Annotated in this window: 18 protein-coding genes; 11 read left to right on the top strand and 7 right to left on the bottom strand. The window is 61.6% G+C overall.

Annotated features, from left to right (window positions below; genetic code table 11):
• Positions 1 to 29: 29 nt before the first annotated feature.
• Complete coding sequence (locus RMV17_RS18905; protein WP_311881664.1) at positions 30 to 1,139, bottom strand: 2-aminoethylphosphonate--pyruvate transaminase; 1,110 nt, start codon at positions 1,137 to 1,139, stop codon at positions 30 to 32.
• Positions 1,140 to 1,251: 112 nt separating this feature from the next.
• Between RMV17_RS18905 and RMV17_RS18900 the strand changes: the two genes are divergently transcribed.
• The gene (locus RMV17_RS18900; protein WP_311881663.1) at positions 1,252 to 2,112 is read left to right on the top strand and encodes a LysR substrate-binding domain-containing protein; all 861 of its coding nucleotides are present in this window, start codon (positions 1,252 to 1,254) and stop codon (positions 2,110 to 2,112) included.
• Positions 2,113 to 2,234: 122 nt separating this feature from the next.
• Here the strand turns inward: RMV17_RS18900 and RMV17_RS18895 are convergent, their stop codons facing one another.
• Entirely contained in the window at positions 2,235 to 3,107 is an 873-nt protein-coding gene (locus RMV17_RS18895; protein ID WP_311881662.1) for a LysR family transcriptional regulator, read from the bottom strand.
• Positions 3,108 to 3,388: 281 nt separating this feature from the next.
• Between RMV17_RS18895 and RMV17_RS18890 the strand changes: the two genes are divergently transcribed.
• Together RMV17_RS18890 and RMV17_RS18885 are read left to right on the top strand one after the other, a co-directional pair.
• Entirely contained in the window at positions 3,389 to 4,714 is a 1,326-nt protein-coding gene (locus RMV17_RS18890) for an MFS transporter (protein ID WP_311881661.1), read from the top strand.
• 72 nt (positions 4,715 to 4,786) lie between these two features.
• The gene (locus RMV17_RS18885; RefSeq protein WP_311881660.1) at positions 4,787 to 6,178 is read left to right on the top strand and encodes an FAD-dependent oxidoreductase; all 1,392 of its coding nucleotides are present in this window, start codon (positions 4,787 to 4,789) and stop codon (positions 6,176 to 6,178) included.
• A gap of 105 nt (positions 6,179 to 6,283) precedes the next feature.
• On the opposite strand, the gene RMV17_RS18880 is transcribed toward RMV17_RS18885, so the two are convergent.
• Entirely contained in the window at positions 6,284 to 7,672 is a 1,389-nt protein-coding gene (locus tag RMV17_RS18880) for a type VI secretion system tip protein TssI/VgrG (protein ID WP_311881659.1), read from the bottom strand.
• Positions 7,673 to 7,893: 221 nt separating this feature from the next.
• Between RMV17_RS18880 and RMV17_RS18875 the strand changes: the two genes are divergently transcribed.
• The gene (locus tag RMV17_RS18875; protein ID WP_034154697.1) at positions 7,894 to 8,598 is read left to right on the top strand and encodes a YebC/PmpR family DNA-binding transcriptional regulator; all 705 of its coding nucleotides are present in this window, start codon (positions 7,894 to 7,896) and stop codon (positions 8,596 to 8,598) included.
• 124 nt (positions 8,599 to 8,722) lie between these two features.
• Here the strand turns inward: RMV17_RS18875 and RMV17_RS18870 are convergent, their stop codons facing one another.
• On the bottom strand, positions 8,723 to 10,036 hold the full coding sequence (locus RMV17_RS18870) for a protein kinase (RefSeq protein WP_311881658.1): 1,314 nt from the start codon (positions 10,034 to 10,036) through the stop codon (positions 8,723 to 8,725).
• A gap of 216 nt (positions 10,037 to 10,252) precedes the next feature.
• The gene (gene zapE, locus RMV17_RS18865; protein ID WP_311881657.1) at positions 10,253 to 11,383 is read right to left on the bottom strand and encodes a cell division protein ZapE; all 1,131 of its coding nucleotides are present in this window, start codon (positions 11,381 to 11,383) and stop codon (positions 10,253 to 10,255) included.
• 287 nt (positions 11,384 to 11,670) lie between these two features.
• Between zapE and RMV17_RS18860 the strand changes: the two genes are divergently transcribed.
• The 7 genes from RMV17_RS18860 to RMV17_RS18830 all read left to right on the top strand — a co-directional run bounded on the left by RMV17_RS18860 (position 11,671) and on the right by RMV17_RS18830 (position 18,113).
• Positions 11,671 to 12,192, top strand: coding sequence for a spore coat U domain-containing protein (locus RMV17_RS18860; RefSeq protein WP_108225610.1), 522 nt, complete (start codon positions 11,671 to 11,673; stop codon positions 12,190 to 12,192).
• A 98-nt stretch (positions 12,193 to 12,290) separates the two neighbouring features.
• Positions 12,291 to 12,824: a spore coat U domain-containing protein gene (locus tag RMV17_RS18855; RefSeq protein ID WP_311881656.1), complete on the top strand. Its 534-nt coding sequence runs from the start codon at positions 12,291 to 12,293 to the stop codon at positions 12,822 to 12,824.
• A gap of 20 nt (positions 12,825 to 12,844) precedes the next feature.
• Positions 12,845 to 13,381 (top strand): spore coat U domain-containing protein, encoded by a 537-nt coding sequence (locus tag RMV17_RS18850; protein WP_034154702.1) that lies wholly within the window; start codon positions 12,845 to 12,847, stop codon positions 13,379 to 13,381.
• A 4-nt stretch (positions 13,382 to 13,385) separates the two neighbouring features.
• On the top strand, positions 13,386 to 13,886 hold the full coding sequence (locus tag RMV17_RS18845) for a spore coat U domain-containing protein (RefSeq protein ID WP_016983916.1): 501 nt from the start codon (positions 13,386 to 13,388) through the stop codon (positions 13,884 to 13,886).
• 33 nt (positions 13,887 to 13,919) lie between these two features.
• Positions 13,920 to 14,708 (top strand): molecular chaperone, encoded by a 789-nt coding sequence (locus tag RMV17_RS18840; protein WP_311881655.1) that lies wholly within the window; start codon positions 13,920 to 13,922, stop codon positions 14,706 to 14,708.
• A gap of 79 nt (positions 14,709 to 14,787) precedes the next feature.
• Positions 14,788 to 17,145 (top strand): fimbria/pilus outer membrane usher protein, encoded by a 2,358-nt coding sequence (locus RMV17_RS18835; RefSeq protein ID WP_311881654.1) that lies wholly within the window; start codon positions 14,788 to 14,790, stop codon positions 17,143 to 17,145.
• Positions 17,142 to 18,113 (top strand): spore coat U domain-containing protein, encoded by a 972-nt coding sequence (locus tag RMV17_RS18830; RefSeq protein WP_311881653.1) that lies wholly within the window; start codon positions 17,142 to 17,144, stop codon positions 18,111 to 18,113. The genes RMV17_RS18835 and RMV17_RS18830 overlap by 4 nt, the downstream gene beginning before the upstream one ends.
• 123 nt (positions 18,114 to 18,236) lie before the next feature.
• On the opposite strand, the gene RMV17_RS18825 is transcribed toward RMV17_RS18830, so the two are convergent.
• Together RMV17_RS18825 and RMV17_RS18820 are read right to left on the bottom strand one after the other, a co-directional pair.
• Positions 18,237 to 18,992: an anti-sigma factor gene (locus tag RMV17_RS18825; RefSeq protein ID WP_311881652.1), complete on the bottom strand. Its 756-nt coding sequence runs from the start codon at positions 18,990 to 18,992 to the stop codon at positions 18,237 to 18,239.
• On the bottom strand, positions 18,989 to 19,495 hold the full coding sequence (locus tag RMV17_RS18820) for a sigma-70 family RNA polymerase sigma factor (protein ID WP_108225617.1): 507 nt from the start codon (positions 19,493 to 19,495) through the stop codon (positions 18,989 to 18,991). Before RMV17_RS18820 ends, RMV17_RS18825 begins: the two co-directional genes overlap by 4 nt.
• Positions 19,496 to 19,553 lie beyond the last annotated feature (58 nt).

Genomic DNA, 19,553 nt, shown 5'->3' with positions numbered 1-19,553 from the left:
CTCGCTCCCACAAGGGATTGGTGGTGTTCTTAGATTTCGAGGACTTCCATTTCGCGCAGCACTTCACCGACCGCCGCGACGGCCTGGCGCATTTCGTCCGGGCTGACGTGGCCGATGCAGCCGACACGGAAGGTTTCGACCTGAGTCAATTTGCCGGGATAGAGGATGTAACCCTTGGCCTTGACCCGTTCGTAGAAATCCTTGAACTGATAGCGCGGATCTTGCGGCGCATGGAACGTGGCAATGATCGGCGCCTGAATCGCTGCCGGCAGGAAACTGCGCAAACCGAGTTTGCCCATCTCTTCCATCAGTGCCTGGCAGTTGGCGGCGTAACGCGCATGCCGCGCCGGCAAGCCACCTTCTTCGTTGTATTGCAGCAGCGCTTCGTGCAGCGCCGCGACCACGTGGGTCGGCGGGGTGAAGCGCCATTGGCCGGTTTTCATCATGTAGGCGTGCTGGTCGTACAGGTCCATTGCCAACGAATGCGAATTACCGGCGGCAGCGGCCAATGACTCTTTGCGAGCAAACACGAAGCCCATCCCCGGCACGCCTTCCAGGCATTTGCCGGACGCGGCGATCAGTGCGTCGAACGGCACTTTCTGCGCATCCACCGGCAATGCGCCGAAGGAACTCATGGCATCGATGATCAGGCGTTTGCCGTGTTGCTCGACGACCTGGGCAATCTCCGCCAGCGGATTGAGAATGCCGGTGCTGGTTTCGCAATGAATCAGCGCAACGTGGGTGATGGCGTTGTCAGCGCGCAACAGACGGTCGACGTCAGCGGCGGTGGTCGGTTCGTCTTCAGCCGTTTCAAAAGTGCTGAACGAGCGGCCGAGCACTTCGCAGATTTTCGCCAGACGCTTGCCGTAGGCGCCGTTGATCAGCACCAGCACTTTGCCGTCACGCGGCACCAAGGTGCCGATGGCCGCTTCGACGGCGAAGGTGCCGCTGCCCTGTAATGGCACGCAGTGGTGAGTCGCGGCGCCGTTGAGGATCGCCAGCAATTGTTCGCAAAGGCTGGCGGTCAGTTGATTGAAGCGGTCATCCCATGACCCCCAGTCGACCATCATCGCCTGGCGGGTGCGGGCCGAAGTGGTCAACGGGCCGGGAGTGAGCAGGATGGGTTCGGCGATACTCATTCGTGTGTCCTCGGATAGCGCTGTGGGATGAAGCTACGGGGCATACGTTGCAATTCGCCGTTGCATCAATCAAATTGTTTGTTGTTATGCCAACCATCAGCGAGAGTTATTCATGAACCTGTTCCAGCTCCGCGCCTTCGATGCCGTGGCCCGTGAAGGCAGCTTCACCCGCGCCGCCGCGCGCTTGTTCATCAGTCAGCCGGCGGTTACCGGGCACATCAAGGCGCTGGAAGAGCACTACCAGATCACCCTGTTGCGGCGCACCGCGCGACGGGTGGAACTGACCGAGGAGGGCACCAAACTGGCGGCGATCACTCGCGCGATGTTTGGCCTGGCGGAAGAGGCGCAGACGATGCTCGAGGCCAACCGGCAATTACTCACCGGGCGGCTGGAAGTGGCGGCGGACGGGCCGCACATGGTCATGCCGATGTTGGCCAGCCTGCGCGCGCGATATCCGGGGATCACGGTGAATCTGCGCCTGGGCAATGCCCAGGAAACCCTGGCGGCGTTGTTGTCGGAACATGCCGATGTGGCAGTGTTGACCGAGGTCGAACCGCGCAAAGGCCTGCATCTGCAAGCGTTGAGCGAATCACGGATTTGCGCGTTGGTACCGGCAGGGCATGCGTGGGCGATGCGCACCGGAGAAGTGAAACTCAAGGAGCTGGATCAAGTGATCATGGTGCTGCGTGAGCCGAGCTCGATCACCCGGCGCACGTTTGATCAGGCGTGTGAGCAGGCGTCGATTCATCCGCGGGTGTTGCTGGAACTGGACAGCCGCGAGGCAGTGACCGAGGCGGTGGCGGCCGAGTTGGGCGTTGGTGTGGTGTCATCGGTTGAGGTCAGCCATGACCCGCGCGTGGTGGCGATTCCGATTGCCGGGGCCGGATTGGTCAATCGGCACATGATCGGTTGCATGGAGCGGCGGCGGGAGTTGCGCCTGATTCAGGCGTTCTTTGGCTTGGCGCCGGTCTGATACACCGAGTCGCCCCAATCGCTGGCAAGCCAGCTCCCACAGTGATCTCGGTCGTTCAAAGGTGCTGGGTACAGCCAGGAAACCTGTGGGAGCTGGCTTGCCAGCGATGGGGCCGGTATTCCTTACACAAGACTTTGGCGAACCATATCGAGGAAGGTCGACACCACCCGTCGATTGCTTTGCTCACGCAAACACACCAGCGTCTCCGTCAGCCGTCGTGTGCAGTCGATTATCGGCAACGCACACACCCGCGAATCCGCACCAAACTCCGCCGCCGAGACCACGCCGACACCAATCCCGACCACCACCGCCTCACGCGCCGCTTCCCGGCCTTCCACCTGAATCGCCGGGCGAATGCGAAATCCGGCCCGGGCCATTTCCTCTTCCAGCGTCTGCCGCGTCACCGAACCGTGCTCACGCAATACCAGCGGCGTGTCATCCAGATCTTCCAGGCAGATCGATTCATGCTCGGCCCACGGATGATTGCGCGAAACGAACGCCACCATCGGATCATTGCGCAGCGGCACACAGAGCAGGCGTTCATCACTGACATCGCGCCCGAGCAACGCCAGGTCGGCTTGGTAGTTGAACAGGCGAAACAGTGATTCATCGGTGTTGCCGGTCTCGATCTTCACGCTGATCCCCGGATAACGCTCACAGAACCGCGCGATCTGCGGCAACACGTGCACTGGCGCATCCACTGCGAGAATCAGGCTGCCGGTCTGCAACGCCTGAGATTCCTGCAGCAACTCCTGCGCTTCGGCTTCAATCACGAACAGGCGCTGGGTGATCGCCAGCAAGCGCTCGCCCAGGTCGGTCAGGCGTACGGAACGTTTATTGCGGTGAAACAGCAAAACGCCGAAACGTTCTTCGAGTTTGCGCACTTGGTCGGATATCGCCGGTTGCGTGAGAAAAAGGCGCTCGGCGGCTTTGGTGAAGCTTCCATGCACGGCCACGGCGTGGAAGGCTTTGAGTTGGGCGTGAGACACCGACATGAAGTCACCTGATCGTTAAGTCAGTAACAAGCTGAGCTTATGTGTGAAATACGATAAATCGATTTTATTTATTAAACAGTAATTGCTTTGATCGGCTCACGCCATCGCTGACTGCCCGCTCGGGCAGCACGTTGGCCATGAGCCTGTGCGTGCAACAGCAGGACTCATCTGACCGATATCGCCGTAGGGACGGGGTGATATCGCAGTGCTCAACAATAAAAACACAGGCGTTTTTCTTAACGATTCTGCCGGCACACTCACACCCTGAGGTCAGAACCACCATGAACAAGCACATCGGCACCATTGCGCGTTGGCGCGTGCAGATTTTCGCGATTACCTGGCTGGCGTACGCCGCTTTCTACTTCACCCGCAAAGCGTTTTCGGTGGCCAAACTCGGCATCGCCGAAGACCCGACCTTCATGCTCGACAAGATGGCCATGGCCAACCTCGATGCGATCTATCTGGCGGCTTACGCGATCGGCCAGTTCACCTGGGGCATGCTCGCCGACCGCTTTGGCCCACGGGTCGTGGTGCTCGGCGGCTTGCTGATTTCCGCCGCAGCGGCGCTGGTGATGGGCAGTTACGCCACGTTGCCGATCTTCGCCACTTGTATGTTGATTCAGGGTTTGGCGCAGTCCACCGGATGGTCGGGATTGTGCAAAAACCTCGGCAGTTTTTTCCCCTCCCAGCAGCGCGGACGGGTGCTCGGCCTATGGAGTTCCTGCTACGCGTTCGGTGGTCTGGTGGCGTCGCCGTTCGCCGGCTGGTGGGCGTATACCTTGATGGGCACCTGGCACGCGGCGTTCATTTCCAGCGCGGTGGTGGTTGCCGTGGTCGCGGTGTTGTTCTTTATCTTCCAGCGCAACAAACCGGAAGACGTCGGCTTGCCGGCGGTCGAGCCGGAACCTGAACTGACGGCGGCAGAAACCGAAGCCAACAGCAAGCTCAGTGTCTGGGAGCCGTTGAAGGAAATCCTGCGTAACCGCACGGTGCTGGTGCTGGGCCTGGCGTATTTCATGTTGAAACCGGCGCGTTACGCGATTCTGTTGTGGGGCCCGGTGATTGTCTTTGAACAAATGCCCAGTGTCGGCAAGGTCGGCGCGGCGATCATTCCCACCTCGTTCGAACTGGCCGGGTTGCTCGGGCCGATCCTGATCGGCCTGGCCTCGGACAAACTGTTCGGTGCCCGGCGCATGCCGGCCTGCGTGTTGAGCCTGTTGGCGCTGACCGTGACGCTGGCGCTGTTCATGGGCGCGCTGCACACCGGCAGTGTCTTGCTGGTGGTCGCGTTGCTGTTCGTCATGGGCCTGACCCTGTACGGCCCGGATTCAATGATCAGCGGTGCCGCCGCGATCGACTTCGGCAAAGCCAAGGCTGGCGCCACGGCGGCCGGTTTCGTCAACGGCTGCGGCTCGGTCGGCGCAGTGCTCGGCGGTTTGCTGCCGGGTTACTTCGACTCGGTGACGGTGTTCATCGTCTTCGCCGGTTGTGCGCTGTTCTCGGCGCTGGTGCTGATTCCGCACTGGAACAGCCGCCCGGTCGGGGTGATGGAACCGCGCGCCGCGATCCCCAATTGCCCGCTGACGATCAAACCCCTGCGTTCCTGAAACCCTTTGCCTCGCGGCCTGCTGCGGTGCTCGCGGCAGGCTGGGTCGTGGCCATCTGACTGGAGAAACCCCATGAGACCGTTTTGGCTTGAGCAGGCCTTGCAGGCCGATACCTCGCAAACCTGCCCGCCGCTGCACGGCGAAGTCCGCACTGATGTGTGCATTGTCGGCGGCGGCTATACCGGGTTGTGGACGGCGATCATGCTCAAGCAACAGAACCCCGAACTCGACGTGTTGCTGATCGAAGCGGACATCTGCGGTGCCGGCGCCAGCGGGCGCAACGGTGGTTGTGCGCTGTCGTGGTCGGCGAAGTATTTCACCCTCGAGCGCCTGTTTGGCGTCGAGGAAGCGGTACGTCTGGTCAAGGAATCGGAGCGCAGCATCCATGCGATCGGCGAGTTCTGTGAGCAGTACGGCGTCGATGCCGATTACCGTCTCGACGGCACGCTGTACACCGCGACCAACCGCGCGCAAGTCGGTTCGACCGACGCGGTGATCGCCGCACTGGAGCGTAATGGCATCAACTCGTTCACTCAGCGCCCGCTCGCCGATGTGCAGCGCATGGCCGGTTCGAGCAAGCATCTGGAAGGCTGGTTTTCGCCGGCAGCCGCCAGTGTGCAGCCGGGCAAACTGGTGCGGGGTTTGCGTCGGGTGGCGTTGCAACTGGGTGTGAAAATTCACGAAAACACGGCAATGACCGGGCTGGAAGAAGGACGCCCGGCACGCTTGCAGACGCCGAATGGCACGGTGATCGCCGATCGCGTGGTGCTGGCGATGAATGCCTGGATGGCCCGTGCCTTTCCGCAGTTCGAACGCAGCGTGGCGATTGTCTCCAGCGACATGCTGATCACCGAACCGCGCCCGGAGCTGTTGCAGGAAATCGGTTTGACCAGCGGCGTGACGGTGCTCGATTCGCGGATTTTCGTGCACTACTACCACAACACCCCCGACGGCCGAATCATGCTCGGCAAGGGTGGCAACACTTTCGCGTTCGGCGGGCGCATGCTGCCGGTGTTCGATCAGCCATCGCCGTATGCCGGCCTGCTGAAAAACAGCCTCGCCGACTTCTTCCCGGCCTTTGCCGATGTCAAAGTCGATGCCACCTGGAACGGTCCGTCTGATCGCTCGGTCACCGGCTTGCCGTTCTTCGGCCAGATGAGCAGCGCCGGCAATGTGTTTTACGGTTTCGGCTATTCGGGCAGCGGCGTCGGCCCTTGCCATATGGGCGGGCAGATTCTCGCTTCGCTGGTGCAGGGGCTGGATAACCCGTGGACGCGTTCGCCGCTGGTCAACGGGCCGCTGGGTTATTTCCCGCCGGAGCCGATCCGCTACCTCGGCTCGTTGATGGTGCGCAATGCCATCCGCCGCAAGGAGCACGCCGAGGATCATGGGCGGCGGCCTCGGCACCTGGACGTGCGTCTGGCGAAATTCGCCGCCGCAGCGGGCAAGGCTGACAAAGGTTGAAGCACGGCGTGTTGATGTAGGAGCTGCCGCAGGCTGCGATCTTTCGATCTTGTTTTCAAGATCAAAATCAAAAGATCGCAGCCTGCGGCAGCTCCTACAAAGGGATCAGCGTGCGCCGCTGTCGAGTAGCCAGTCGAGCAATAGGCTGTCACGTGCGGGTGGTTCGCGAGGTGTGGGCTTGCGTGAGTTGCCCAGGCACAGAATCGGCCGGTCCGGGTCGCTGTCGAGGAAACTCACCCATACTTCGCTGCCGGCGCAGGGCAGTTCGTCCTGGGTGATTCGAGCATTGGCTCGAGTCATGGCGATGGGCAGCCAGACCGCGTCACTGTCAGGCGCTGAGTTCTGCTCCGAGGGCCACAGCCTGATGGCGACTCGGCCCTGCTCATCGACCTGCGCCGATTGCCCGGCAGGCCCGAGCACTTGCGCCAGGTGATAACCGGCAATACCTGGACGCGGTTGTTTGAGTGGCGGCCGAAAATCGGTTGACCAGGGCTGGGCGGTGAAATCGTTGTAATAGCGGTGCAGGGCAGGGGCCGGGTCAAGAATCGACGGATGTTGCCCGTGATGGCGTATGGCAGTGAGCCGCCATTGTTCGTTGAACTGGTTGATCGGATGCGCCGATACCTGCAGCAGATGTCCACTGAATAAACCGATCCGGTCGCTGCGGCCGTTGATCGTGCGGTGCTGGCAACGTTGTCGTTCCAGATGGCGACGACTGCGTTGTTCGTGGTGACGTTGTTCGAGGGAAGGTATCGGCGGCGCCGGTGCAGGGATATGGTTGGCGGCATCGTCGCTGATCGCCTGCTGCCCTCGATTCCGCACGGCATGCAGCGTGGCAATGGGCGCGGCGTGATGATGCTGGTACAACGCACTGACGCACGGTGAGGGTGTTTGCTCGCAAGCCTTGAACGGAACCAGCGTTGGCGCCTGCGGCAGGCTCAGGCTGTCATCGGCAAACACGACAATGTGCCCGTCCACCCGGTGTTCGAAGTGATAGTGAATGCCTTCCTCCTCGCAAAGCCTGTTCAGCAGCGCCAGATCACTTTCTTCGTACTGAATGCAAAACGCACGGATCGGGTACTGGCCAACGGTCATTTCAATCCGGTAGCCCTCAACGGGCAGGGCATTTTCCGTGAGCAATCGCTGGAGAATCTGCGGCACGCTCAGGTGCACGAACACCCGCCGTTGACTTGGCTGGGCCAGCCGCTGCAAGTGCGGCACGACCGTCACGCGATAGCCGATCCGGTGCGTACCGCGATGTTCGCAACTGGCACTGTCGATCACGCCGTGAATCCCATGATGGTCGTCCAGGCGCAGAAATGCCGGTTGATGCAGGAAGGTACCCGGCGCCACGGGGGGGGCCAGGCCGATCAGTTCGATGTCGAAACGGTAGGGCTGGTTGAGTGCTTCCTCGCCATGAAAACGCACCACCGGCAGGCACAGGCCGCTGTCGGTCAGGGTCAGGGTAAAAGGACTTTCCTTGTCATTGAGCATTCGAACAGGCTCTGTCAGGCAATACGGGCTTGAGAGGGTACGAAACCACAGCGCTGAATGGTCATGTCAAAGGCGTTTTTCAGAATCCCCCTACAAGCTCTGGTGAAGATGTCGATTCTGCATTGTGTTTTTTTGGTCGATTGCCGACTTTAGGCCGTATAAACTTGGCGCCACGCGTCGGCCAATAGATGTCTCGGCGCCACAGATCAAGAGAGTGAGTAATGGGCGCACAGTGGAAGGTTAAACACAAAGAAGCGGCAGCCAACGCCAGGGGCAAAATCTTCGGCAAACTGGTGAAAGAAATCACCATTGCTGCGCGCAACGGTGCCGATACCGCCACCAACGCACACTTGCGTCTGGTGGTTGAACAGGCCAAGAAAGCCTCGATGCCGAAAGAAACCCTCGATCGCGCGATCAAGAAAGGCGCCGGTCTGTTGGGTGAAGCGGTGCAATACCATCGCGTGACCTATGAAGGGTTCGCTCCGCACCAGGTGCCGCTGATCGTCGAGTGCGTGACCGACAACATCAACCGTACCGTTGCGGAAATCCGCGTGGCATTCCGTAAGGGCCAACTGGGGGCTTCCGGCTCCGTGGCCTGGGACTTCAACCATGTCGGCATGATCGAGGCTTCGCCGGACACCCCGGACGCCGATCCGGAAATGGCTGCGATCGAAGCGGGCGCGCAGGATTTCGAGCCGGGCGAAGACGGCGCAACGCTGTTCCTGACCGACCCTACCGATCTGGATGCGGTGCAGAAAGCGCTGCCAGAGCAAGGCTTCACCGTGCTGTCGGCCAAACTGGGCTTCCAGCCGAAGAACCCGGTCAGCGGTTTGAGCGACGAGCAGATGGCTGAGGTTGAAGCGTTCCTCGAAGGCCTCGACAACCATGATGATGTGCAGGACATGTTTGTTGGCCTGGCGGGCTGATCGAGCGTCAGTGATGGCCTCATCGCCAGCAGGCTAGCTCCCACAGGTTCAGAGGTGTCCACAGATTTTGTGAACGACCCGGACACTGTGGGAGCGGGCTTGCCCGCGATTGACTGCGCAGCAGTCAGCTTTCCTGCAAAACCGCAATAACTTCAGCAAACCCCGGCCGCGCCAGCACATCCGCCTGACAGCAACGCCGCTCCAGCTCTTCAAGCACCGCACGCAACTCATCACTCAACCCCGAGTCGATGCGCGCCAGCAATTCCCCCAGCAAAATCCCGAACGCGCGCACTTCGATGCGTTGCAGCGCGCGAGTTTCCGCAGTGTCGGCGACCGCGTGGAACGACGCCCCGCCAAAATCCCCGAGCAGGCAATCGCCGTGCTTGTTCAACAGAATGTTGTGCCCGTAGAGATCGCCGTGGGTGATGCCTTGCTGATGCAGATGCTCGGCTGCCGAAGCGATACCTTTGGCAATGTTCAGCGCCACCTCGGCACTGAACCGGCAATCATCGGCGTACACATCCCGCGAGCAGGACGCCAGGCTGGGCAGATCGGCGAGGTTGCCGAACGACGGATCGATCAATTGCATCACCAAGCCTTGCTGTCCGTCGGGATGGCCACTGATGCGCCCCTCGACCCGGATCAGATTGGGATGCAGGCCGGCGGTGATACAGGCATTCATTTCGTGCAGCGGCGAGCCGTCGCTGGTCATTTCACCTTTGTACAGTTTCACTGCGACCGGCGTTACTGAGCCATCGTCGCGTTGCCAGTTCGCCCGGGAAATCACCCCCGAGGCGCCTTCACCCAACCGTTGCTGCAGACGCAGCGCCGACCAGGCAATCTGCGGCGTCGCCTCCAGCGCGGCGGCGTCTGCCTCGGTTTCCAGCGGGTTACCGGCGTAGGCCAGCCAGGTCAGGCTCGGCAGCGCGAGCAGCCACTGCGGCAGCTCGGTCAGGTGGTTGGCGGAGATGCGCAACAGCTCCAGACGATGGCAGTTGCTCAGCGAGGGTGGCAGCGCTTGCAGGCGGTTGCCGGACAGCATGAGCTTTTGCAGGGCAGGGCGCTCACCGAGTTCGCTCGGCAGGCTTTCGATGCAGTTGTCGGTCAGGATCAGCCAGCGCAGTTGTGGCGGCAGGGCTTGAGCGGGAACGTTGACGATGCGATTGGCTCTGAAGCCGACCATCGTCAGGGCCGCGCACTGACCGAGACAGGCCGGCAGTTCGGTGAACGGGTTGTCGGAACAGAACAGCACGCGCAGGCGTGTCAGACGGTGCAAGTCATCCGGCAGGCTGCTCAGGGCATTGCCGCTGAGGTTGAGGATTTCCAGGGTGTCGGCCAGGTCGAAAATCTCGACCGGGAACTCGGTCAGGCCGCAGGACAGATCCAGTCGCGTAATGCCCGACAACTCGCCGGCGCGCAATTGAGCAAGGGTGTGCATGTTTGGTGTTCGCTATTGATCAGGGGCGCGCCGCAGGGGCGCCGGGAATGGCCGACATGATAACGGCAATACCCTGATTTGAAATTGGCTAGGTGGCGAAACTTCAGATGCCCATGGTGGGAGCGAGCCTGCTCGCGAAGGCGGAGTGTCAGCCGCTGATGTTTTGACTGATAGGGCGCTTTCGCGAGCAGGCTCGCTCCCACTGAAACCGTGTGGTCAGGCGGGTTCGTGCACTTCCTGTAATTGCCCCAAGCGGCTGCGTGTGCGCGCCAGGTCAATGGCGTGGCCGTCCAGGCTTTCATGCAAGGGCAGCTGGCCGAGCAGCGTCAGATGTTTGTCCTGGTCGTACAGCACGTCGATCAGATTGATGAAGCGCTGTTGTGCGGCGATCGGGCATTCTCCCAGTTCCGGCAGATCATCAATGATCCAGCGGTCGAACCGTCGACACAGTTCCAGATAATCCATGACCGCCGTCGGCTGCTCACACAGATCGCTGAAGGTAAAACCGACACGCCGCTCTTCACACAATCGAGCCTGAAACTGCCGGGTGCCGACCGTTAGCGCAATGGCAGGTGCATCTGCAGAGGGCAAATCCAGAGCGGTGCGTTGCGCGGGCGTGGCCGGCCACACGTAATGCCCCTGGGTAAATATCTGATGTGCAGAGTGGCGCGTGTGGCTGCGGTAATCGTGCGGGCCACCGACTTCCATCACCTGCATGTGGGTATTCATCAGTTCGATCACCGGTTTGAAGCGGGCGTGATAGAGCGGATTGGGCAGCAGCCCTTCAGGTGCGTAGTTGGAGGTGACCAGCAGCAGAATCCGCCGTTTGAACAGCGCCTTGAACAGCCGGGTGATGAGCATGGCATCGCCGATGTCGTGCACATGAAACTCGTCGAAACACAGCACCCGACAATCCTCCAGCAGTTCGTCGAGGGTCACTTCGAGGGCATCGTCCTGCTCGCGATGGCTGAACATGCCCTGATGCAATTGTGCGAAGAACTGATGGAAATGCAGGCGCCGTTTCTGGGTGATCGGCAGGGCCTGAAAGAAACCGTCGAGCAGCCAGCTTTTGCCTCGCCCGACAGCGCCGAACAGATAGAGACTCGGCGCGGTTCGACTGCTCGCGCCAAACAACAGACTGGCCTGCTGCGCCATGCATTCGATGACGCGCAGCTGGCTGTGGCTGAGGGTGTAACCCTGACCGCTGGCCTTGCGCCGAAAGAAGTCGCGGATCGACTGGCCACTGGCGTCATGCCCGGCGCTGGCCTGCAGGCCCTTGCCGAACCAGCGGCGCAACGCCGGCCAGCGCTGGATCAGTCGCGATCGTTTCGGCGGGTGGGCAGGCACTGTGGGCGTCTCCGTGTTCGTCAGGACCGGCTCCCGGGAGCGCGGCGAGGTAGTGTAACCAGACGCCGACTTGGCCAGCCACCGCAATGCATCGAGAGTGGGCGGTTATTGAACAAATATGTGCCGCACGTACAGCTATTTTTAGCGACATGGCTCGACCTGCTGCCAACCTTTCGAAACATATCCCGGGCGAACCCTGGATCCAATCGACTGGCGGAATCGTCGACCGTTGCTAACCTCAATCACAGAAACGACGTCGCCAGCGATCACTGACAAGGAACGGCGCAGTGAATATACGGGTGGTCATGGGCCTGCTGGGGGTACTCGCTGCACCTGTTTATGCGGCGGATCTTCAGGTTGAAGTGCGCGTCAATGTGCAACGCGGCTGCCAGTTGGTCGGCCAGCAGCGTAATGCCGGCATCGAGCAACTGGGTGTGCTCGACTTTGGCAGCACCGCACGGCTTGACGACCCTGCCGGGCCACTGGCGGCCGCGTTGACCAATCAACGCCTGCCACGGCTGGAGTGCAACCCGGACACGCCATACCAGATGCGTGTCGATGGCGGTTTGCATGGCGGTGTCGGCGAAGTCCGTTACATGGCCGGTTCGGTCGGTAGCAAACCGATTCCGTACCGCTTGTATCAGGACGCGGCGCGACGGGTGCCGCTGGTGGTGGATGTGCCGGTCAGCGGGCGGGTGCCGGACAGCGGCACCGTGGAATTACCGTTGTACGCGCGGATCGAGCCGCTGGCCGAAGTGCCACAAGTCAGTCGTTACTCGGATCTGGTCAAGGTGACGGTCACCTGGTGATCACGGTTTCAAAGCACCCGGTGGACGCGGGTGTGCAAGGAAGGCGTTCCATGATGAACGCGGTGAATGAGTCAGGGAAGGGAGCAGGGACGGGCGCAATGACAGGCAAACACTGGATGGTGGTGGCGGCAGGTACGCTGGCATTGCTCGCAGACGAGGCGCAAGCGGCGGTCAGCGGGCAGATCAATGCGCGGCTGATCCTGATTGCCGGCTGCGAAGTCACCAACACCAGCACTCCCGACAGCCCGGTCAGCGCCTTCGGTACCCTCGATTTCGGCCTTCAGGGACCCACCTGGAACGCGCCGATCAAGGCCAGTCTGGATGGCGACAGCAGCGGTAAACTCAATGTCGCCTGCAACCCTTCGGTCACCGGTTTCACCGTCACCATTGACGGCGGCACCCACGGTGACGGCAACACCCGGCGCCTGAGCAACGGCCGCCAGACCCTTCCCTATCAGCTGTTCGTCGATCCCTCCGGCGTCCGGAGCTACAGCATCGGCCAGCAACACAATTTCGCTGTCACCAGCGCTGCGCAGATACCCATTCCGGTATTTGGCTCGGTGGTGGCGAATACCCGCGCGGTGCCGGCAGGGGTCTATACCGACACCCTGACGGTGACGCTCGACTGGTAAACCCGTAGAGGACGGACACCATGCGTACGTTTGCATCAAGGATAGGTTTGTCGCTGCTTGGCCTGGCGCTGGTTTCCAGTGCCAACGCTGCCACCACGGTCACCGGCCAGATCACCTCCAGCCTGATTCTGATCAGCAGTTGTCAGGTCAACGGCGCTGGCGGTTCCACCGGGCTGAACTTCGGTGCGTTGAACTTCGGCACCGCCAACAGCCTGTTCACCACCGCTACCGGTCAAGTGTTGGGCGGTGGCGGCGGGGCGTTGTCGATTCTCTGTTCCAGCGGCACCACGCCGACGGTCAAGGTGCGCGCGGGCTCCCATGACGGCATGTCGCCGGGCGGCACGCGAGCGTTGTACGACGGAGTCGCCAATTACGTGCCGTACGACTTGTACACCGATGCCGGGCACTCGCAACTGCTGGCGATCGACGGGACGATCAATCTCGCCGCCAGCACCGGTGTCGCGCAGACGGTGAACATCTACGGTCAGGCGGTGGGCAAGGCCGGTCTGCCGGCGGGGACGTACACCGACACCGTCGCTGTTGAACTGACGTTCTGATGTCATGCGCCGCCATGGCTGTGCCGCGCTGCTCCTGCTCTGTGCCGGCAGTGCACCGCTGCCGCTGACAGCAGCGACGAGCCAGAGCTTTCAGGTCAGCGCCACGGTGACTGCCGGGTGTCTGGTGGTGGGCGGGGTGTCGAACTATGGCGGGCTGAATTTCGGTTCGCGTTCGGCATTGGCCACCGGCACCGTGCAGGTCGCGCTGACCGGTGGAGTGCAATTGCAATGCACGCCGGGGGTGACGCTGAACATGAGCGTCGATGGCGGCCAGTACAACAGCAGCGGCCGGCACATGCAGGTCAACAGCGGCAGCGCGCGGGTGGCGTATGCGCTGTTTCGGGATGCGGCGTACAGCCAGAGCCTGGGCATCGGCCAGAGTGTGGCGGTGGCGTATAGCGATGCAAACAACATCAGCCTGCCGATTTACGGTCAGGTGCAATTGCCGGGCAATCAGCCTGGGGGGACGTACAGCGACGTGTTGCAGGTGCAACTGTCGTGGTAAGGCGAAGTTGAATGGCCGACAAGGAGCAGGTTTATGGGGTCAGTTACGTCACGGCACTCGCTTGTGCGTTGCGCGATGTGGGCGTTGGTCATGCTTGGGGCAAGCCACGTTCACGCCGCCAGTTCGGTGCTGATCTGGCCGATCGATCCGGTGCTGGAGGCGGATCAACAGGCCAGTGCGCTGTGGCTGGAAAACCGTGGCAGCGAAACCGCCAATCTGCAAATCCGCGTGTTCGGCTGGAGCCAGAGTGGTTTCGCCGAGCAATACCAGAACCAACGCGACGTGATCGGCAGCCCGCCGGTGGCGAAAATCGAGCCGGGGCAGAAACAACTGGTGCGTCTGACCCGGACCAAGGAAGTGCCGCCGGGGCAGGAACTGGCCTACCGGATCATCATCGACGAAATTCCCTCCGCGCAACCCGCGACCGCTGACGGCGGTAAAACCGCCGCAGCGATCCGCTTCCAGATGCGTTACTCGGTGCCGCTGTTTGCCTATGGCGCCGGACTGTGGAGCAAAGAAGACAGCACCCGCGCGCGCGATCCCAAAGGTGTCGGTCTGCCGCAGTTGAGCTGGCGCACGGTGGCGGTGGACGGCAAGCCCTATGTCGAAGTGCGCAATCAGGGTGCGGTGCATGCGCGACTGACTGACGTGGCAATCAAACAGGCCGGGCAGAGCAGACCGCTGGCCGAAGGGTTGCTTGGGTACGTGCTGCCGGGCGCGGTAATGCGCTGGCCGGCACCGGGGCCGTTGGCCGGTGATTCGGCGTTGCAGGTGCGAGTGAACGGCGCGCCGCAGGTGCAGAGCATTACACCTGCCAAGTGAATGAGTCGTAGCGCGGGCATCTGGCGTCGACGCAAGCGGTATCAGGAGGATTGAGTCCATTGACGGGCGTAAAACGCGTATGAACCCAGGACGGGTTCGCCGTATTCAGCGTCCGTTGTGGCTCATCACCGGCGCGTGTTGCCTGATGTTCATTCAACCATCCGGGGCCGGCGATCTGCCGCCGCCTCCCAGCGGCATGGAGGCCGTCAGTGATGCACAGTTGTTTCTGGAACTGGTGGTCAACCAGATGAATACCGGACGCGTGGTGGCGGTGCAGCAGCGCGACGGGCGCTTGTTTGTCCCGACGACCGCGTTGCGCGAAACCGGCATGAAGTTGCCCGACAGCCTCGGCGCCGAGGTCGATCTCGACAGCCTGGCGGGGCTGCACAGTGATTACGACAGTGTTGGTCAACGCTTGCTGCTGGACGTGCCGCCGGACTGGCTGCCAGAACAGTTCATCGGCAATCGCCAGAGCTATCCGCGAACGCCGGCGCTGAGCAGCTTCGGCGCGCTGTTCAACTATGACCTGTACCTCAACGACACCGACGATGCCGGCACTTATCTGGCGGCGTGGAACGAAGTGCGGCTGTTCGACAGCTGGGGCACGCTGTCCAACACTGGGCAATACCGGCGCACCTTGTCCGGTGATTCGCTCAACACGCTGGACAACGGTTATCTACGCTACGACACCACGTGGCGATACTCCGATGACGAGCGAATGCTCACCTACGAGGCCGGTGACGTGATCAGCGGTGCGTTGCCGTGGAGCAGTTCGGTGCGTCTGGGCGGCGTGCAGTTTTCTCGGGACTTTGCGGTACGCCCGGATCTGGTGACCTATCCATTGCCGCAATTTGCCGGTGAAGCGGCGGTGCCGTCCTCGGTGGATCTGTTCATCAATGGCTACAAATCCAGCAGCGCAGATTTGCAGCCAGGGCCTTATACGCTGACCAATATTCCGTTCATCAACGGTGCGGGCGAAGCGGTGGTGGTGACCACTGATGCGCTCGGTCGGCAGGTGTCGACCACGGTGCCGTTTTATGTCACCAGCACCTTGCTGCAAAAAGGCTTGAGCGACTTTTCCGTGGCCGCCGGTACGCTGCGCCGCGACTACGGTTTGAAGGATTTCAACTATGGGCCGGGTGTCACCTCCGGCAGCCTGCGGTATGGCGTCAGCGACAGCTTCACCCTGGAAAGCCATGCCGAAGCGGCCGATTCGCTGACATTGGGCGGCCTTGGCGGTAATTGGCAACTCGGCAACTTTGGTGTGCTCAACAGTGCGTTGAGCCAAAGCCGTTTCGACGGCGAGGGCGGTCACCAGGTCAGCCTTGGCTATCAGTACAGCAACCAGCGTTTGAGCTTTTCCTACCAACGCCTGCAACGCCACGATCAATACGCTGACCTGAGCGTGGTCGACAGCCCCTATATCAGCCTTAGCCGGCGCAGCGAACAGGCGACCCTGAGCCTCAACCTCGACCGCTGGGGCAGCCTCGGTGCCGGCTATTTCGATGTGCGTGCGGCGGACGATTCACGCACGCGGCTGCTCAACCTCAGTTGGAGCAAACCGCTATGGCGCAACAGCAGTTTCTACCTGTCGGCCAACCGCGAGATCGGCGACAGCAACTGGGCGGTGCAGGCGCAACTGGTGGTCCCGTTCGATCTGCGCGGCAGTCTGGCGATCAGCAGCGATCGCAGTAAAACCGGGCAGAGCCAGCAGCGGGTCAACTACAGTCGGGCGGTGCCGACCGAGGGCGGCGTGGGTTTCAATCTGGGCTATGCCAAGGGTGATGGGGCGGATTATCGTCAGGCCGACGTCACCTGGCGTTTGCAATCGGTGCAATTGCAGGCCGGTGTCTACGGTACTTCCGATGCCGAAACCCGTTGGGCCGATGCCAGTGGTTCGCTGGTGTGGATGGACCGTCAGGTGTTCGCCGCCAACCGTATCGATGATGCGTTCGTAGTGGTCAGCACCGATGGTTTCGCCGACATTCCGGTGCGCTACGAAAACCAGCAGGTCGGCCAGACCGACAAGAACGGTCATCTGCTGGTGCCGTGGAGCAGCGCCTATTACCGGGGCAAGTATGAAATCGATCCACTGAATCTGCCGGCCAACGTGCGCAGCCCCAACGTCGAACAGCGCATCGCTGTGCGGCGTGGCAGCGGCTATTTGCTGGAGTTTCCGCTGTCTCGGGTGATTGCCGCGAGCATCGTGCTGGTCGACGCGCAGCAGCGAGAACTGCCGCTGGGCGTGGGCGTGCTGCATGAGCAGAGCGGCACACGGACGGTGGTCGGTTGGGATGGGCTGGTGTATCTGGAAAACCTGCAGGCGCAGAACTCGCTGCAGGTCACGCTGGCCGACGGCAAGACCTGTCGGGCACAGTTCAGCGTCGATCTGAATCAGGACCAGGTGCCGCTGATTGGCCCGTTGGTGTGTCAATGATCGGCGCACGCTTGCTTCTGTTGCTGGCGCTGATGCTGCCGGGGGCGGCGCAGGCTGCGTGCTCGGTGGTCAGCACCACGCCGGCGGCGTTCGGTATGCTTAGTTCGATCGCGGTGCGCACGACGTCGCAACCCAGTTCCACACTGAATGCGGGTTTGAGTTGCACCGGTTCGCTGCTGTCCCTGCTGACCAGCAACGACCACTTCTGGGGCACCGTTTCTTCGACTCAAAGTGGTCTGGTCGGACCGACCGGCGATGTCATCAACTACACGGTCTACGCCAACAACAGCACCAGCTACCCGCTGACTCGTGGCACGGCCTACGACTTTGCGCGCAACGGCATCATCGATGCCTTGGGCCTGCTCAACGGTACAACGCCGAAAACCGTGCCGCTGTATCTCGGCACAACCATCGGCAGCAACGTCGCCGCCGGGGTGTACACCGAAACCCTGAGCATTTTCTGGAACTGGAATTACTGTTCCGGGATCGGCATCGGCGCCATCTGCCTCGGGCGCGATATCGCCAGCGGCACGACCTCGTTGACGGTGAACATGACGGTGTCCAATGACTGCACGATTACTGCGCCGAACATCGCGTTCGGCAGCGCGCCGGTGGTCAGTGCGTTCACGCCGGTGACCGGGCAAACCATCAATTTGGCCTGCACCAAGGGCAGTGCCTACACCGTGGGGTTGAGTGACGGGCAGAACGCGGTGAGTGTCGGCGGGCGGCGACGGATGATTTCCGGGAGCAATTATCTGGCTTACGACATTTTCAAAAGCGCCGGCACCACGCGCTGGGGCAGTGTCGGCACGGCGCGGCGGGCGAGTACCGATGCCGAGGTCAATCCGGGTAACGGCTTGGGCACAGGCAGTCAGATCTTCAACTACAACGCGAAGATCTACACCGACCAGACCACGCCGCCGGCGGGCACTTATCTGGACAATGTAGTTTTGGACGTAGGTTTCTGAGCTGACACGATCCTTTGTAGGAGCTGTCGAGTGAAACGAGGTTGCGATCTTTTGATCTTGCCCTTAAGAACAAGATCAAAAGATCGCAGCGTGCCGCAGCTCCTACATAGAACAGCGGTGTTTTCAGAATTGCAGCGATTGCTTGAGCTGTTGCGCCGCTGGCGTATCGACCGGGCTGACCATCGCATAGTTGTAGCCGCCACCCGACCAGTATTCGGCCTGCAAGTCGCCATCACTGCGGCTTCCCCTTGGCAAAAAGGTGTTCTTCGGTCCCGGCGGGCGCACGTAGAAACTCACCTTGTGTCCGCTGCCATCCTCGTACATGACCATCGCTGCCGGACCTTCGTCGGTGCTGAGCAGGCGTCCGCTGACCGGTTCGAAACCGGCGGCCTTCAGATTGGGCAAGCGACTTGCCCGGGTGAAGTAGCGGTCGAGCCAGCGCTGCATGTCACCGTCACTGTCGACCTTGTAATCGGCTGGCAGCATGCCTTGCTGGGCAATCAAGCGATAAGCCTGTAAAGCGTCGGTCATCGGCAGCATGGTCGAGCGCACTAGGGTCATTTCCCGGGCCTGCCAGCCACTGAAGCCGCCGACGCTGACCGCGATCAATAACACCGCGGCACTGGCCAGATGACGCCGTGTCTGGCGTTGGCGGCTCTGGCGAATCATGGCTGGATCGAGCGCTGGATTGGCCGGTTGCTGCAACGCGCCGCTGAGTGCCGCGCGCAGTTGCTGGGCATCCTGTTGCCAAGCACGCACCTGCGCCGCTTCGTCCGGGTGATTGGCCAGCCAGGTCTCCAGCACACGCCGGTCGGCGTCGCTGAGTTGGTGGTCGACATAGGCGTGCAAATCACGCTCGTTGGGAGGCAGGCTGATCATTTGAGTATCCGCAAAGAAGGGCTGCTGATTTCGCCGTCGCTGAGTTGGCGCAAGGCCTGGCGGGCGCGGGACAGGCGCGACATCACGGTGCCGATCGGGGCGCCGAGAATCTCGGCGACCTCTTTATAGGAAAGGCCTTCCACCGAGACCATCAGCAGCAGGGCACGCTGTTCGGTGGGTAGGCGATCGAAGGCTTGCAGGGTCGACTGGGCGATCACCGTGCGCTCCGCCGAGGGTTCGGCATCGTCGCGACCGGTGAAGAATTCGAGCATGCGCGCATAGCGTCGGGAGCGACGATGGGCGTCGAGAAACTGCCGATACAGGATCGCAAAAAGCCAGGCACGCAAGTCGCCGTCGGCGCGTTTGTCGCCCCAACTCGACAGCGCCCGCTCCAGGCTGGCCTGCACCAGATCGTCGGCGCTGCTGCTGTTGCGTGTCAGTGACACGGCAAAGCGGCGCAATCTGGGAATGATTTCTCTCAACTGTTCGTCGAATTCGCTCATGAATTTCTGCTAGTCACTACGCTGTGGACTAGGGAGACGCCCGCCGTTGGAGGTTATT

The sequence above is a fragment of the Pseudomonas sp. VD-NE ins genome (assembly GCF_031882575.1).
GTDB classification, from domain to species: Bacteria; Pseudomonadota; Gammaproteobacteria; order Pseudomonadales; family Pseudomonadaceae; genus Aquipseudomonas; species Aquipseudomonas fluorescens_BZ.
The sequence above is the reverse complement of the archived record's forward strand: the minus strand, read 5'-3'. Positions and strand labels throughout refer to the sequence as shown.